The 16,128-nt window shown below is 58.1% G+C and carries 5 protein-coding genes and 1 pseudogene; all 6 read right to left on the bottom strand.

The window, feature by feature from the left end; genetic code table 11:
- Nucleotides 1-109: 109 nt before the first annotated feature.
- Nucleotides 110-286: pseudogene (locus tag ACJHWT_RS18700) on the bottom strand (hypothetical protein); the annotation flags it as partial.
- 650 nt (nucleotides 287-936) lie between these two features.
- Nucleotides 937-2,958, bottom strand: coding sequence for a siderophore yersiniabactin receptor FyuA (gene fyuA, locus ACJHWT_RS18695; protein WP_000784547.1), 2,022 nt, complete (start codon nucleotides 2,956-2,958; stop codon nucleotides 937-939).
- 130 nt (nucleotides 2,959-3,088) lie between these two features.
- Nucleotides 3,089-4,666, bottom strand: coding sequence for a yersiniabactin biosynthesis salycil-AMP ligase YbtE (gene ybtE, locus ACJHWT_RS18690; RefSeq protein WP_001088826.1), 1,578 nt, complete (start codon nucleotides 4,664-4,666; stop codon nucleotides 3,089-3,091).
- Nucleotides 4,667-4,669: 3 nt separating this feature from the next.
- Complete coding sequence (gene ybtT / locus ACJHWT_RS18685; RefSeq protein ID WP_000194282.1) at nucleotides 4,670-5,473, bottom strand: yersiniabactin biosynthesis thioesterase YbtT; 804 nt, start codon at nucleotides 5,471-5,473, stop codon at nucleotides 4,670-4,672.
- Nucleotides 5,470-6,570: a yersiniabactin biosynthesis oxidoreductase YbtU gene (gene ybtU, locus ACJHWT_RS18680; protein WP_000982854.1), complete on the bottom strand. Its 1,101-nt coding sequence runs from the start codon at nucleotides 6,568-6,570 to the stop codon at nucleotides 5,470-5,472. The genes ybtT and ybtU overlap by 4 nt, the downstream gene beginning before the upstream one ends.
- Nucleotides 6,567-16,058 (bottom strand): yersiniabactin polyketide synthase HMWP1, encoded by a 9,492-nt coding sequence (gene irp1, locus ACJHWT_RS18675; protein WP_065203454.1) that lies wholly within the window; start codon nucleotides 16,056-16,058, stop codon nucleotides 6,567-6,569. The genes ybtU and irp1 overlap by 4 nt, the downstream gene beginning before the upstream one ends.
- Nucleotides 16,059-16,128 lie beyond the last annotated feature (70 nt).

The raw sequence follows: 16,128 nt of genomic DNA, 5'->3' as shown, positions 1-16,128 counted from the left end.
AACCATACGAATCGCCCGCTGACGGACTTCGGGGGAAAAACGAGTATTTTTAGTCATCCTGTTTACCTCTTTCTCAGGGAGTTTAGTCTCCAGGATTTCCGGGGCGGTTCACAGGAGACTGGAAATAGACCGATAGTAGGATGTTGCCACTCAAGGCATGACGATAAATATCGCTAGGAGTAATTTTTTGTTTTATGGCTTTGGTAGTGATCTCAACTGCTTCCGTTATAGTGACCCATGTTGACATATAATGAGTTATAAGCAATGGCTGATATTTTTTTGACATAATATTATCTCCTTCTACACAACAATTCGTTCCGTTAAGGAAAAAGATTGGTGTCACAAGTATTTATTTATGATTAATCAGAGGGTTTATGACAGAGAAAAGGATGTATATTTCTGAGTAAACATGTACAGGCCTATGGGGTGACTATTTAATGAGTAAATGCCGAATGATTTTCGGGGTGATGATTATAACTTGAGGAAAAATCCCAGCGTGGTTTGAGTAGTGTACCTGAGTGATATTTGTGTTATGTATGCATTGATTGCAGCAGAATAAATATAGTTCAGGCTAGTATAGTTTGTGGTAGCTATGAGAATATATAATCTATTTTACCTATAAAATAATTTATATGTATGGGGTTGTTTTTTTTAGGTTGTTTGTCTGTGCTTTTATATTCTGGAGATGTGCCTTGTATATAGGATTGTTTGTTGGTTGTATTTTTTAATGTTGCACTGTTGTGAATTTTTATTTTGATATGATTATTTCTTTAGTATAAGGAGAGAAAGGAACGAGAAAGTTAAATCTATTTATCCTAATCGCAATTTCATTGTTTAAATAATCACTATGGATTAATATTTTTGCGACTCTGCTGAGTTACTGGTTTTAACTAGTGGTGTAAAAGGGATACCTTTTCGGTATCCCTTTTACAATAATCAGAAGAAATCAATTCGCGTATTGATACCGACGGTGCGACCCATATTGACCTGCGCGACGGCGCTGCTGCCGTTCATGTAGCCATAGGTACGGTAACGACGGTCGAACAGGTTATCGACATAGACGGAAATGTTCATCCGTTCAGTCGCCTGCCAGCCCAGGCTGCTGTCCAGGGTGGCATAGGTGCCTTGCCGCAACTGGTTGTCGCCATCGAAATAATGCGGCCCGACCAGATTAACCGCCAGTCGGGGCATCAGTGCGCCATAGCGCGTATCAATCACGCCGTTCACGCTGCTTCCCGCGCCATAACGTGGTACGAACGGCACCCGGTTATCGTGATACAACTCACTGTCATTGGTGAATTCGGAACGGATCACGTTGCCATTGATATCCCATGACCAGCCTGGCGCAAACCGCCACTTCGCTTCAAGCTCAACGCCGGTGGCGTCGGCTTTACCCGCATTGCTTAATGTCTGCATCCCGACCGGGCCAGAGTAAAGCTGCATGTCTTTGGTGTGGGTATAAAACGTCGCAGCTTGCAGCGTGACGTCAGCGGTTTCGTAGCGGGTGCCAAGTTCATAGTTGATGGATTTCTCGGCGACGAACGGTTTGGCATCAAGACCCGCAGTAGGCACGATGTTGTACCCGGAAGGTTTATATCCCTGGGCTACACGGGTATACACTCTCCAGTCATCGGTCAGCATATAGCCTGCGGATAGCTGCCCGAGCACCTGATCGTCATTGCTCTTACCCTGGTCGCCAAACGGGTTGCCGAGCATGCTGCCGTGATATTGTGTACTGGATTTATCATGCGAGAAGCGCACGCCGCCGCCGATATCAAAACGATCGGTTAAATGCCAGGTCAGGTCACTGTATGCGGCCAGCGTTTCAGCGGTGGTATAGCCGGTACTGCTTAAATAAGGCATTGTCGGCATGTCGTAGGCTGAATTTAACTTCTCGCGGGTGTTCTGCCGGTACAGCCCAAACACCATATCAACGGTACGCGCATCGCCCAGGGTTGCGGCGCGCAGCTCCTGCACATCCTGATTCCAGCGCTGAGGCATATTGACGATTAACGAACCTGAAGGGAAGGTGCGCGAATAATGCTGCTGCTGCCAGGCGCTGATCAGGTTGAAAACCCAGTCATCGGTGGTGTATTTCCCACTCAGGGTCTGGCTGTCAGTGCAGCGCCGCATGTACGGGTCTGGTGAACCATCGCTGATCGACAGCTTACGGCCCTTAATATCATTCCATCCCACATAGGCGTCCTGGGTGGCGCGGGTACATTCGCGTGAGGCGGCAAAGCCCATTTCCCAGGGCTGATCGTCCGGCGCCAGACGCAGTTTCACATTCCCTATGCTGGCGCGGGTGCCGCCTAAGTCATCGCTTCCCGTCGCGGGGTTAATCATGTCGCCGTCATCAACCTGGCGTAACAGGGTGACGCTGCCGTACAGCAGGCCATCCTGAATGGGGCCGCTCAGGTTGAACTTACTTCGATAACTGTCGCGGCTACTGACGCCGCCTTCAATATAGCCGCGCGGCGTGCTGTCCGGCTGCTGGGTGACGATGTTGATGATCCCGCCCTGAGCGCTTTTGCCATATAACGTTCCCTGTGGGCCTCGCAGCAACTCCACGCTTTGCACATCGGTAAGCGCCTGGATGGTGTTGGTGGAAAGCTGAGGGACGCCATCGACATACAGGGTGACGGCGGGGTTATAGAAGTCCTGCGCTGAAGAGACGCCGCGTAGCGAGATCGTCGAAAAAAGCATGTTGCCGCTATTTTCAATATTGAGCCCGGGCAAGACTCTGGGGAGTTTGTCGCTGGCGGTGACGCCGGCGTCGCTTAATTCCGGCGCGCTGACAACAGTAGACGAGACGTTGTTGGCTGATGCCGAGCGGGAAGATTGTTTACTGGCGGTAACCACCAGCGTGCTTTCGTCTTGCTGTGAAGTCTGGGCATTAGCAATGGCGGGGAGCAATAATCCCCCCAAGGCCAGAGGATAAAGCCGTGTCATTTTCATTGTTGTGAGTCCCTGTAAGACGGCGAAACGCCAAAAATACCGACAATGGTGAATTGAAAATGATAACTATTTCTAATAGTAGTGCTACCCGAAACGGGTTTATTTCAACCTGTTTCGGGTCGGTTTGCGCTTATTGGGCAGAATGGCGATAACGGTCGACGGCGAGAGCCGTCAGGCGTTTTTTGTCTATCTTGCCGACGGCGGTGAGCGGCCAGTGGTCCAGAAACTCGATTTGGTCAGGAATTTTCCACGCGCTGAGCCCCATACGGGTCAGTTGTTGACGCAACTGCTGATAGTCAGTTGGCACCTGCTGCGCGATGATAAACGCGCAAATCCGCTCGCCAAGCAGCGTGTCCGGCGCGGCGACCACCGCGCAATCTTGCACTTCCGCTAAACGCAGCAGTGCCGATTCCACTTCAGCCGCGGCTATTTTTTCTCCGGCGCGGTTGATCTGCTCTTTTATGCGTCCCTCAACGTGCAGGTTCCCCACCTCATCCAGCCTGACATTGTCGCCTGTGCGGTAAAACCCTTGCGCGGTAAAGGCCTGCGCGTTGTGGGCAGGAGCGCGGTAATAGCCCGAAATGGTATAAGGGCCGCGCGTTAACAATTGCCCGGTTTCGCCCGGCGCGACGTCGTTCTCGTCTTGATCAACGATGCGGATTTCATCCAGAGGGGACAACGGGCGCCCCTGGCTGTGGAGAATGGTGGCATGCGGATCGTCCAGCCGGGTAAAACAGAGCAGGCCTTCCGCCATACCGAAAACCTGTTGCAGGGTACAGTCAAAGGTGGCGATAACCTGCTCAGCAAGCGTCGGGTCGAGCCGGGCGCCGCCTGCCTGAATGACGCGCAGCGACGAAAGGTCGCTGTCTTCCCACTCCCTGGCCTGCACCCATAATTGCGCCAGCGCCGGAACCAGGGCGACGTGAGTCACTCTTTCCTGCGCGATTAAAGGCATCACCTCATCACAGCTGGCGCTGTCGGTCAGCACCACTTTTCCGCCGCAGGCAAGCGTTCCCAGAATACCGGGGCAGGCCAGCGGAAAGTTATGCGCCACCGGGAGGACGGCGAGATACACGCTCTGTTGGCTGATGCCGCACAGTTCAGCAGAAGCGCTGAAGTTATAGCTATAGTCGGCATGTCGGCGCGGGATGAGTTTGGGCGTGCCGGTTGTGCCGCCTGAGAGCAACAACAACGCGGTGGCGGAAACATCAGGCTGCGGCCATGCCTGTCGCTCACCGTGAAGGGAGAAGAGCGGCGTAAAATCGTCGCTCACGGTCTCTCCAGCGACCAGAACATGACGCAAGCAGGCGTGTTTGTGCGCCATCTGTCGGGCCAGCTCTGCGTGGTTTTCCCCGTGAATAACGTAAGCGACGGGTTGCGCCAGCTCAATCAGCGCGTCGATATCCAGAGCCCGTTGCGAGGGCATCGCCAGCACGGGGATAACGCCCAGTCTTAACAAGGCGAACAGCAGGGTAACAAACGCGTTGTCGTTGGGAAGCTGCACAATTACATGCTCCCCCGAACGCAAACCCAGTGATGACAGACCTGCGGCAAGTTCGTCAACTTGTGCATCAAGCGCGCTGTAGGTTAACGACCCCTTTGCATCAACGACGGCAATTCGCGAGGCATAACGGGCCGCCCAGTGGCGCAACTGTTCGGCAATGGGTAAGGGATACTGTTCAATCAGAGATTCAAAGGAAGAATTCATGCGTCACCTTTCTGAAGTACTGGGCTGTTTTTGCAACGCGGTCATTGCAGAAAATGCGTGGGGAAAATGGCGGACAATCTGCGTAAAAAAGGACCGGGCTTGTTGAATGGGATAGAAATGATCGCCGTCAATCACCACCGGGCCTGTAACGTGGCTCAGCCACTGACGCCAGGCATCGACCTGCTGCCAGGAGGCTTCGCGATCGTGGCTGCCGCACAATAACAGCGCAGGCGTGCGCAGCGGCGGACAGACGTCGGGCGAGTCGTAGTGATAGCTCTCGGTGGCGTAAAAATCAGCGCGCAGAAGAGGAAGAAACAGCGACATTAATTCCTGGTTTTCCCGCAGTTCAGGAGAACATCCGCCAATGTCTATCAGCTCAGCGATAAAGTCGGCATCATCGCGATGGCTGAGCTGGCGTTCAGAATGCAGATGCGGGGCATGGCACCCGGAAATAATCAGTCCTTGTGGCGCAAGCCCCCGTTGCTCCAGAAGTCGGCAGGTTTCAAACGCCACCTGCGCCCCCATGCTGTGCCCGGCGAGTAAAAGCGGCGTGTCAGGCGATACGGATGCTTCCAGCTCGTTCGCCAGCAGTGCCGCCAGTTGTGTAATGCTTCTGAGCGGTTCCAGATGGCGAAGGCGATCGCGCCCCGGCCAGGTCACCAGAGAAAGCGCGCAATCAGCCAGTTGCTCAGCTTGCCAGTGGCGAAACGCGCTACTGCTGCCGCCAGCGAAAGGGCACATGACCAGATGCGCAGTATTGCCGTTCCGGGCGGGCCACAGCGGGATGCACATTGCAGATTGCGTCACAGCGCCTCCTTATCATCATCGTTGTAGAAACCGGCTAACCGGTCGTGGTGCGGCGGCGTCAGGCGTCTGATCTCCGCATTGCCGGTCTTACGTAAAATCTGCTGCCATAAACGTGATAACGCGATCTGATGTACGCTTTGGCAGGCCGCTGGTGGATGTTCGCCCGCCAGATGGCTGCGCAACTGGTGTAGCAACCAACTGACGCCCTCCGGCCCGACGGTTTCGCAGCAGTCGCGCCAGCTCAGGGGCGCCGCGCTGCGCGTCAGACCCGGCAGATCGCGCAGGATCTCCGGTCTGCGGTAGAGGCTGTGGGCGTTCTCCTGATGGTCTGCGACAAACAGGCTGGATGACCAGATGACGGGGCCGTAGCTCGCCTCCAGCGAAAGATGACCTTCCGGCCAGCCCAGCAGCAGGCGGTGCATGATAAGGCTATGCATATCTGGATCGTCAGGATCGAGATAGCGCTGAAGCAGCAGGCAGGCTTCTCCCTCCGGCCAGAAGAGTCTCAGACAGTGAAAATCGCTAAAGCTGCCAACCACGTCGCACTCCACGGCGGCGGCATCAACGCCCAGAGCCAGCAACAACAAATCCAGAGTGGAGTAGAGCAACTGTCGGCTGGTGGTGGCGTGGACTACCGGCGGCGTCTTAGCCAGGCAGCGACGCAGCTGCTGCGCATCGCGAAGCCATGTGCGTCCCGCGCGCGTATGCGGATAAAACGTGTTTACCCAATAGCAGCAGCCCTGTTCCTGCGCCAGCGTTTGTAAGGAACTGATGTCATCCGGGTGGAGGGGATGCTCCTGAATGACGTGTACGCCGCGCGTCAGAAAGTGTTTGGCAAGCTGCGTACCGGTTCCTCCGGCGACGGTCGAACGCACGACAATACAGGCGATATCCGGCATCCTGGTTATCTGTTCCGGCGAGGTATACAGCGGAATGCCAAACGCATGAGCCAGCTCTCTTGAACGGGCGCTTCCCTGCGCCAGCAGGCCGACCAGTTCCAGCCCCTCCGGGGGCTGCATAAAGGCATTCAGGTACATTTCGCCAAATTTGGCGCCCACAATCAGTACGCGTTGTTTTGGGGAGGCGGACGGCATCATAACGTGTTCTCCGGTTGCGTTGAGGTTGCGCAAAGCCAGCGCGTAATGTGTTGCGCACAAGCCTGAACGTGGGGGGCTTCCATCATGATTTGCCAGTGGCTGGCTTCAATCACAGCGTCGTCGGCGTTGTTTATCCAGCCCTGCCACTCGGTTTCTGCTGGCGTCCAGCGCGAGGGTCTCCCGGCGGCATACACCATGAGACAGGGGACCGGAACGCTTTCGCCCGGCGTATGCTCAGTCAGTAAACGCAGCAGATGCGCGATGTTGTCGAGCCACGTTTCTGCCGCTTGCAGCGTCAGGTTTTGCGACACCATACCGGCCGTTTTAGCGAGGCTGATAAAGTCGGCAAGCTGGCTGTCGGGCGTCTGCTGGTCGAAATGTTCGGGCAGTGCCAGAGGCGTTTGTCCTTCGGCTAACAGGCGCAGCAGGGCCGCCCGGTTTTCGCAACAGAAATCCTGTCGGCACACGGGATCGATTAACACCATCCGAACCTGCTCGCCTTTGGCGTACAGGCGTTGTGCGGCGCCCGCCGCAAGAAACGCGCCATACGACCAACCCGCCAGCACATAAGGGCCGTGAGGCTGCTGACGACGGATGCACCCGACATACTCATCGATCATCTGGTCGAGCGTGGCAAAGCGCTGCGGCGATTTTGCTTGCAGGCCGAAAACGCGCCTGTTCAACGCGCTAGCGAGCGGCAGCCAGGCGCTGATATCGCCGTCTGAAGCGTGGAAGACAAACAGGGTTTCCTCACCGTCGCCCTGGCAAAGGGGTATCGGGTTGTCCTCTCCTGACGTAGCCGCCTGTAGATGGGCGCAGAAGTCGCTCAGCGTCGAATGGCTGAACAGATCCTGAAGGTTAGCCCTGGCAATCCCTCTCCGGTTTAGCTGCGCGACCATCCTTGTCGCCATCAGGCTGTCGCCGCCCAGTTCGAAAAAGTCGTGATGCCTTGCCACGGGGCGAGACAGCAGCGATTGCCAGAGTTCAGCCACCTGTTTTTCCAGCGCCGGATTCCCCCCGGCAACTGGCGTGGGTTTGGCTGGCTCAGTCGGCGCATCAGACGGGGCATGCAGCGGCGTAAATAACGCTTCTCTTTGCCGGATCTGTAAAATGGGCAGACCGGTGCCAAAGCGCTGCTGTAAATAGCGGCTCACGGCTTTTTTATCCGGGCGATTTACGCCAGGCGAACGCGCTACCAGCAGATGCTGGCGCAGCGGCGACGATTCCTGCGCGGGCCACGCCAGCTCGTTTGCAAACCCGGCCTGAACGAGAACCTCCTGCCATGCGGAGCGGGTGAGCATCGGTTTCTCATCCCGGCGGCGGAAATCGCGGTATCCGCTTAATCCCTCAATAAAGCACACGCTCGCCAGCTGGAATACGCTGTTTCGCTCCGTCGCTTCAACGATCAGCAAACGTCCGCCGGCTTTCAGCAACAGTTTTAATCTGCGCAACGTCTGGACGACATGGCTGGCGTCGTGGAGCACATTGACGGCAACGATCAGGTCGTAACCCGCCTCCGGGTGGGCGGTGAAATCCAGCGGCTGGTTGATGTCGAACAAGGCATAAGACACCTGCGATTCATCATGGAAACGGGCTCTGGCGTCATTGAGGAACTGCGCGGAGACGTCCGTGAAGTGGTACGACTGTCGCGTGTTCCGCGTGGCCTTCAGCACCGGCGCGGTAGTGGCTGCGGTTCCGGCGCCAACCTCCAGAATCCGTTCTGCGCTGCACAAGGCGGCAATCTGCGCGGTATAGCGATTCAGACAGGCGCTGGCGGGGTTGTCGCGATACAGCGCGTCGGTAACGCGATGCTGCTCGTTGAACAGCAATTCCAGCGGAGAACACTGCCCGGAGAAGAGGGCGTCGTGCCGGGCGATGCAGGTTTCCAGATACTGCGCCAGCGCCTGGCTCCATTGGCTTTGCGGGCACGCTTCCTGAGGCTCAGGAATCTCGCTGAGCGGAATGCGGCAGCGCCAGCTTTCACCTTCGCGGATTAACCACTCTCTTTCCGTCAGACACTGTAGCCACTGGCGCAGCAGACGCTGGTGAGACGCTTGCGCGGACAGCGCCTGTACTATTGCGCTAAAGCGATGGGCGATCTCCGGCGTGGTAAACAGGCCGTGACGATTTAGCGTAGCCGCGATCCCCTGTAGCGCACGCGCCTCCAGCCAGCGCCAGGTCGCCTCCAGCTCATCAAGCTGCGCCTGCTCAGGCAACGGCAGCGCCAGTTGGGTAAGTTCGTGCTCATCAGGCATCGCCGCTGATGGCGAAGGATCGTCGGCCATCACGATATCCAGCGTCAACGCGCCCTGTTCGGTTATTTCCGCTCTGGCCTGCCGGATGCCGGGGTATTCGAGCGTCGCCTGCTCAATATCCCGCAGGTCGTAGTCCGCCTGCGCGTTCAGCGGCCAGCGTCGGCGGGGAATGTGCCTGGCGATGCCGCTGGCGAGAGTCTTCAGGCTTTCAGGGGCGGCGATGACGGCTTGCAGGATGGCGCAATAGTCATTAAACATCGCCTCGGCAGCGCCGGGTTCCAGCACGTTGTCCATGCAGTACCAGCTAAACATCAACTCGCCGTTGCTCTCCATGACCTGATGATCCAGCCAGACCTGCGGCGTTTGCGTGAATACATAGCAGGGTTCGCCGAACAGATGGCTCATCGCCTGATCGATAGTCATGCCTTCCAGCGTCATCCCCAGCATACTGGTAAACACTACCGGCATCAGCGGTTGACGTTGTGATCCGCGCAGGCGGCCCAGCTCACGGATCACCTCAACACCGTTCATTTCACTGTGCGCCATGTTTTGCCAGAGGCGCTGTTGGGTCTGTTGCATCTGCTCTTGCAACGTCACCGGCGCTGAGAAGTTAAAATCAACCAGCATGACGGAGGTAAAATCACCAATCAACTGGTTGATTTGCGGATGGATCGGCTGGCGATTGAAGAACGTCAGGTTCAGCGTAAATGTTGTGGTACGGCTCCAGCGCTCAAGGGTAGCGGCAAACAGCGTGAGCAGCGCGGCAGACGGTGTGACGCCTTGCTGCTGCCAGCGCTGTTTCACGGCCTGCCATTCTGTCTTGCCGATCGTCGATTTGAAGGTGGTGAAGTGTGGCGTTTCCGGGGGCGTCTCAACCACCGGCAGCTCTGGCGCTAAGGGCAGTTGCGGCAGTTTTTCCTGCCAGTAATCCCAGGCATCGTGCCATGCCGATGTCTGTAGGCGCGCCTGTTCAGCCATCACATAATCACGGAAGGTAATAGCGAGCGGCGCCAGCGTTTCACCGCGCCAGACCTGCGCCAGGTCGTCCATCATGACTTTAAAACTCTGCACATCAAACTGCAAAAGGTCGAGGTTCATATGCAGACGGTAATGGCAATCGTCGATTTCGCTGACCACCAGCTCAAAAAGAGGCCACTGGTCGGCAGGCAAAACGCGATAGCTCAGTTCATGCCGCCGTTTTTCCAGCGCGATGCGCTGTTCTTCCGGGGAAAGCGCGCGCAGATCGTCACGCGGGATGTGATACTCCGGCGTTGTCGCCAGGATTCGCTGCTGCCCGTCGGCATCAACCACCATACGCAACATATCGTGGCGTGCGATGAGCTGGTTCCATGCTTTCTCCAGTATGGCGAGATCGAACTCATCGTGGCGTTTATCCCACTCAAACAGGACGTGACAGGCGACGCCGCCATAGCCAATGAGGTGGGTTCGCCCCAGCCAGTAGGCGTGCTGAATGGGCGTCAAAGGGAAGGGCGCATAACGCTCGTCGGCGTCGTGCCGCAACACTTCCGGCTGCGAAGCGGCAGGCGTCGCCTCTGGCTTAGAACAGATAAGCTGCGTGAGTCCATGAGGAGACAGATCCTGCCACGCCCGTTCCGCATTGATGCGTACGCCCAGGTAGTGCTGAATATCGCTACTGAGTTCAAGGAAGAGCAGCGAGTCCATGCCGAGTTGCAACAGATCCTGGTTTGGATGCAGTGACGCCGGATCGCTCAGCCTTAGCTGAACCGCAATCCGCTTTTTCAGCCATGCCATCACCGCTGTTTCATCGCTCAGGCTGCCGTTAAAGGCGTTGTCATCAGCAGGAGGAATGACCGGCGTTGCGGCTTTTTCTGTGGCGCTGATGTTAAACAGAGCCTGTTGTAACGGGGGCATTTTGTCGGTAAAAACGCGCATCGCCAGTCGCCACGGGGCGCCGCGCATCACCGCCTGTTCCAGGTGCCAGCAGCCTTCGGCATCGCTTAACGCGCCCATACCTCGGCTGGCGAGCGTCGCCAGCATTTCCGGCGTGGCCGCCCGACCGCTTTCTCCCCATGCGCCCCAGGCGACAGAGAGCGTTTTCGGCGCATCAAGGGTGGAAAACTGCTGGGCCAGCCCGTCCAGGTAGCCGCAGGCCAGCGCATGGGCGCTCTGACCCGGCGCGCCGAGGGTGGCGGCAGCGGAAGAGTAGAGAATAAGATAGCGTCCGTCGTGGTTGCGCAGGGTTTGCAACAGCTGGCTTGCCGCCTGCGCTTTTACCGCGAAAACGGCAGCCAGCTGGTGGTCATCAAGCTCCTGCAAGGGCGCGTCAGCCAATACGCCAGCGGCATGAATCGCTCCGGCAATGCCGCCGTTGGCCGCCAGATCGTCAAGAACCGTGGCCAGTTGCCCGGCATCGCCCACATCACAACGGCAGACGCGCGTCTGCCCGCCCTCCACGTCGCGTAGCCATGACTCATCCACGCGCGGCGCCAGCAGGGCGATGCGTCGCGCCCCTTTTTCTCTGAGCCAGTTCACGGCAAGGCGGCCTAATCCGCCAAACGCTCCGGTCACCAGATGCCAGCGGCTATCGCCGGTAAACACGTTTGCCGGTAATTCAGCGGCGCATCCCGTATTGGGCGATAGTGAAGGGAGCCAAAGGGTGTCACCCCGTGCGGCGAGCCAGCGCTGTGATAGTGAGACTGCGCTCAACCCTTGATGCAGCGTTTCCCACGGGGTGTTTTCGGCGAGATCGATGGCGGCAAGCAACCGTTCCGGCTGTTCGTTGGCCGCGACGCGAAGCAAGGCCCATAGCGCGTGATGGGATGCAGAGAGTGCTTCATTTTCCTCGACTCGCCACGCGCGGCGAGTAACCACAATCAATCCGGCTGCGCTGGCGGTGAGCGCTGCTATCACTTTCTCCGCTAAGGCCAGCGTATCCTCGCTCTCCTCAACAATCATCAGTCGTGAAGAGGCGTGCGGATCGTGAATGATGCCGTATTGCGCCAGCTCGTCGCTGCGCGCAAGCGTACCGGCGCTGAAGCTAAAGGTAAGCGGATGGTCAATGCTGGCGACGTTGAGGGGCGTCCAGCGCCATTGATAATGCGTTTGCGGCGCAGGAAGAGGCGCGGCGGGCGATAGCGGCAGCCACTCGCCAGCAGGATGACGGGCTTCAACGCGCATCTGACCGCGGGAAAAGGCTTTGTTTTGCCAGCTTAAGCGAACCTTCCCCAGCCACTCCGGGGCGGCGACGGGGGGCGGTTCCACAGGCAGAGCGTCGCCATGACGCTGTGAAAGCAGACGCCAGGCCTCCTGCCAGCGGGCGTTAAACTGTTCGGGCTGACCTGCGCAATCAGACCAGTCGGCGAGATAATCACCGTTATCCGTCAGCGCCTGCCCCAACACGGGTTCTGATGGCGCGGTGAATGTTACGGCGCTAACCGCCTGACCGGGCAGCGTGGCGAGAATGATATGTTCGCTCATCCCGGCGGTCGGGCTGCCATCCTGCGGTAGCCACGCCACTTTGCTGAATCCGGCGTGGCGGCACTGTTGTTGCCACTGAGCGGTGGTGAGGAATAACTCACCTTCGCGGGCGTCGAGATCCTGTAGCGGAAGAACCAGCGGGCCGAAAACGAAGTCAAACAGACGCATTGGCTGGGTGATTTCGCGCATCAGCAGGCGCCCGCCCGGCTTGAGCAGGGGGCGCAGATTATCGAGCGTGCGGCCAATATGGCGGGTGGCGTGAATCACGTTCGCTGCCACGATAAGATCGTAAGACTGTGCCTGGAAACCCTGAGACTGCGCCTCTTTTTCGAGATCCAGCTCGCTATACTTCACAAAATCATAGTCGGCGAATTTCTGCTGGGCGCGACGGGTGAACAGCGCCGAGATATCGGTGAAATGGTACTCCAGTGCCGGAACGCCGTTGAGTTCCGGCAGCAGCCACGCGGTGGTGCCGCCGGTTCCGCCGCCAACTTCAAGAATACGCAACGGCTGGCGGGGCTGACGCGTCTGGACAATGCCGCGTAATACCCCGGCGGCGATTTGGTTGAAATAGCGGCCAAAGCTGAATTCCTGATACAGCACTTCCACGCCGTCGGAGGCGCTTTGCGGGAAGATAATCGCCACCGGTTCTTCCGCGCCGCTCATCATTTCATATAACCGATCGCCGGCACGGGCGATGGTGTCGGGAATAGCCTGAAAACCTTCACAATAACCGGCAAGTTCCGTCAGCAGTGATTCCCGCTGTTGATGTTCAATGGGGCGGGCGCGGACGTATCGCCCGTCGGTGCAGCGGTAATCGCCGTCGACCACGCAGTTATTCAGCAGGCGCTGGAGTAGCTGCTGGTAGCGGGGCAGCAGACGTCCACGGCGCATGATGGTCATGGCGTCCACGCCGTTCTCTATGGCATCGCCGGTACAGCGTTGTACCAGTTGATCGACGTAGATGGCGTGCAGTCGCGTGGCGCACTGTTTAAGCGCTTCCAGGCGAGGGAGATCGAGCGCTGTCGCGGCGCGACTCGCCACCTCCAGCCCGGCAGACAGCGCTGCGTCGGCAGGCTCGCAGGCCGGGGAGACGCGCTCTTTCCAGTAACGTTCAGTATCAAACGGATAACATGGCGCAGCGATACGTTGTCCATCGCCCGCCAGCAGGTCGGCCCACGGTAGGGCGACGCCGGCAGCGTAAAGCTGGAGCAGGGCCTGATTGAGGACATCGCTCGCCTCTTTGTTACGCCGGGCGCTGGCTATCCAGTATGCGTTATCGCGGTATTCGCGCTGCCCGCAAGCAACCAACTGGGCATCGGGCCCCATCTCCAGAAAAACGCGGGTGCCGAGCTGATGCGCCACCTGAATACTCTGGATAAAACGCACCGGCTGGCGCATGTGTCGGCGCCAGTAATCCGCCTGGTTGAGCGTTGACTCATCAATGACGTTGGCGGTGAGCGTGGAAATAATCGGTATTTGCCCCGGCTCCGCGTGCAGTCCCGCGCAGGCGTCCTGGAACCGATCGAGTATCGGCTCCAGTAAAGCGGAGTGCGCCGCACCGGTTACGCTCAGGCGACGATAGTTAATGTCATGCTGCGAGAGCGTGGCGCAAAATACCGCGAGACGGGCTTCCGGCCCGGAAAATACCGTATGTTGCGTACCGTTGTTGGCGGCGAGATCCAGCTCAAACTGGCGAGCCAGCGGCATCAGCGTGTCTTCGTCTGCAAATACCGCCACCATCGCGCCGCTTGCGCACTGCTGCATTAGCGCGCCGCGCCGACAAACCAGTGGCATGACCTGTTCAATCGTATAGTGTCCGCAGACAACGGCAGCGGCAAATTCACCGACGGAATGCCCAATGGCGAAGTCTGGCTTCAGTCCTTCAGCACGCCAGTGCGCCGCCATCGCGATTTCAAACGCGACAATCGCCGGCTGCGCCCAGGCCATATTGTCCAGCTGCGCCGAATCGGGGTTAAACATCGCTTCGCGCAGTGACGGCGTGAGCATTTCGCTACAGGCGGAAAAACAGCGATCCAGCGTGTCGGCAAACGCCGTTGAGTGCTGGTACATCGTTTGACCCATAGTGCGCCAGTGCGAGCCCTGGCCGGTAAACAGCCACACCTGCTTGCCGCTGGCGCCGTGGCCGCTGTAAACCAGCGCCCCCGATTTCTCACTAGCCCAGGCGCTGAGCGCCTCGGCGGTTTCACGGTTTAATGGCGCCGCCAGGCGGAAGGGGAGATCGAGACGGCGCGCGTGCAGGGCTGTGAAGGCCAGAGAGCTGGCATCCGCATTCTCTCTCAGCGCCCCGGCATAATCCGTCGCCAGCCGCCGCAACGCGCTGTCGCTGGCGGCGCTGAGCAGCAGCGCGGTACTTTTTCTGCCGCTATCCGTATTGGGGAGGCGCGCGTTGAGCGCGTCGGGCAGCGAGGCGACGATCATATGGCAGTTGGTGCCGCCAATACCAAAGGAGGAGACGCCCGCATAGCGCATTTCGTCCTGCCATGCCTGTGCCGACACCGGTATGGTAAAGGGGCTCTCTTCAAGTTTCAGCGCCGGGTTGGGGGTGTGAAAATTCAGTAAGGGAGGAATTTGCCCGCGACTGACTGCCAGAACGGTTTTCAGCAGTCCGGCAATGCCCGCCGCGGTATCCAGATGGCCCATGTTACTTTTCACGGAACCGAGCGCACAGCGCTGATCCTGCGGGCGAGGCGCATAGACGTTGCGTAACGCTTCAATTTCAATCGCGTCGCCCAGCGGTGTGCCGGTGCCGTGGGTTTCAATGTAACCTACCTGCCTGTCGTCGATGGCCGCCAGCATTAACGCCTCTTCGATGACTGCCTGTTGCCCTGCGACGGAAGGGGCGGTATAGCCGACCTTTCTGTTGCCGTCGTTGTTGACCGCGCTGGAGAGGATCACCGAGATAATCGGATCGCCTGACAGCAGCGCGTCTCTCAGGCGACGCAGCACCACGCAGCCGAGACCGTTACCGGCCCAGGTGCCCTCAGCCGAGGCGTCAAAGGGACGACAGTGACCATCAGGAGAGAAAATCATTCCGGGCTGGTAGCGGTAGCCTGCCTGCTGGGGGAAAGAGAGCGCCACGCCGCCGGCAACCGCCATATCGGATTCGCCAGCGCGCAGGCTTTCACAGGCCAGATGCACGGCAACCAGCGAGCTGGAGCAGGCGGTCTGTACCGATAACGCCGGGCCGTGCAGGTTGAGTTTGTACGCGGCGCGGGTGGCAATATAGTCTTTATCATTGCCCATCAGAGATTGCAGACCTTTTACCTGCGCGACTTCTGTCACGTTCAATGCTTCGCGACCGGGGTAGGTACTCATCCGGGAAGAGGCGAAAACGCCGGTCTTATGGGGGACGGCGCCGGGGGCATAACCGGCATGTTCCAGCGCATGCCAGACCGCCTGCAAAAACAGGCGCTGCTGCGGGTCCATCGACTCCGCTTCCTGTCGCGAATAGCCAAACAGGGTGGCGTCGAAGCAGTCGGCGTTGTCTAACACCGTACCGATATTGACATAATGAGGATCGTCAATGATGGCGGCATCCAGACCGACGGCCAGAAGCTCTTCGCGCGTAAAGCGTCGGCTGCATTCACGACCTTCCAGCAGATTTTGCCAGAACGTTTCGCCATCCGGCGATTCAGGAAAATGGCAGGCGTAGCCGATAACCGCGACAGGTTCGCAGTCCGGGTAGTGTTGAGCGATCGATGCATCAATGGAATCTGCTGTCGGCGCAGAAGAGAAGCGCAAGTTATCTATAATCGGTCCCGTTTCCTAAGATTCACAAAGTCAATGGAACGCCATGCGTTCGCGATGGCGTTCCGGGGAA

Source organism: Escherichia sp. WS338 (genome assembly GCF_046486405.1).
GTDB classification, from domain to species: domain Bacteria; phylum Pseudomonadota; class Gammaproteobacteria; order Enterobacterales; family Enterobacteriaceae; genus Escherichia; species Escherichia coli.
Note: the sequence above shows the minus strand (reverse complement) of the source record. Positions and strands in the feature narration are given on the sequence as shown.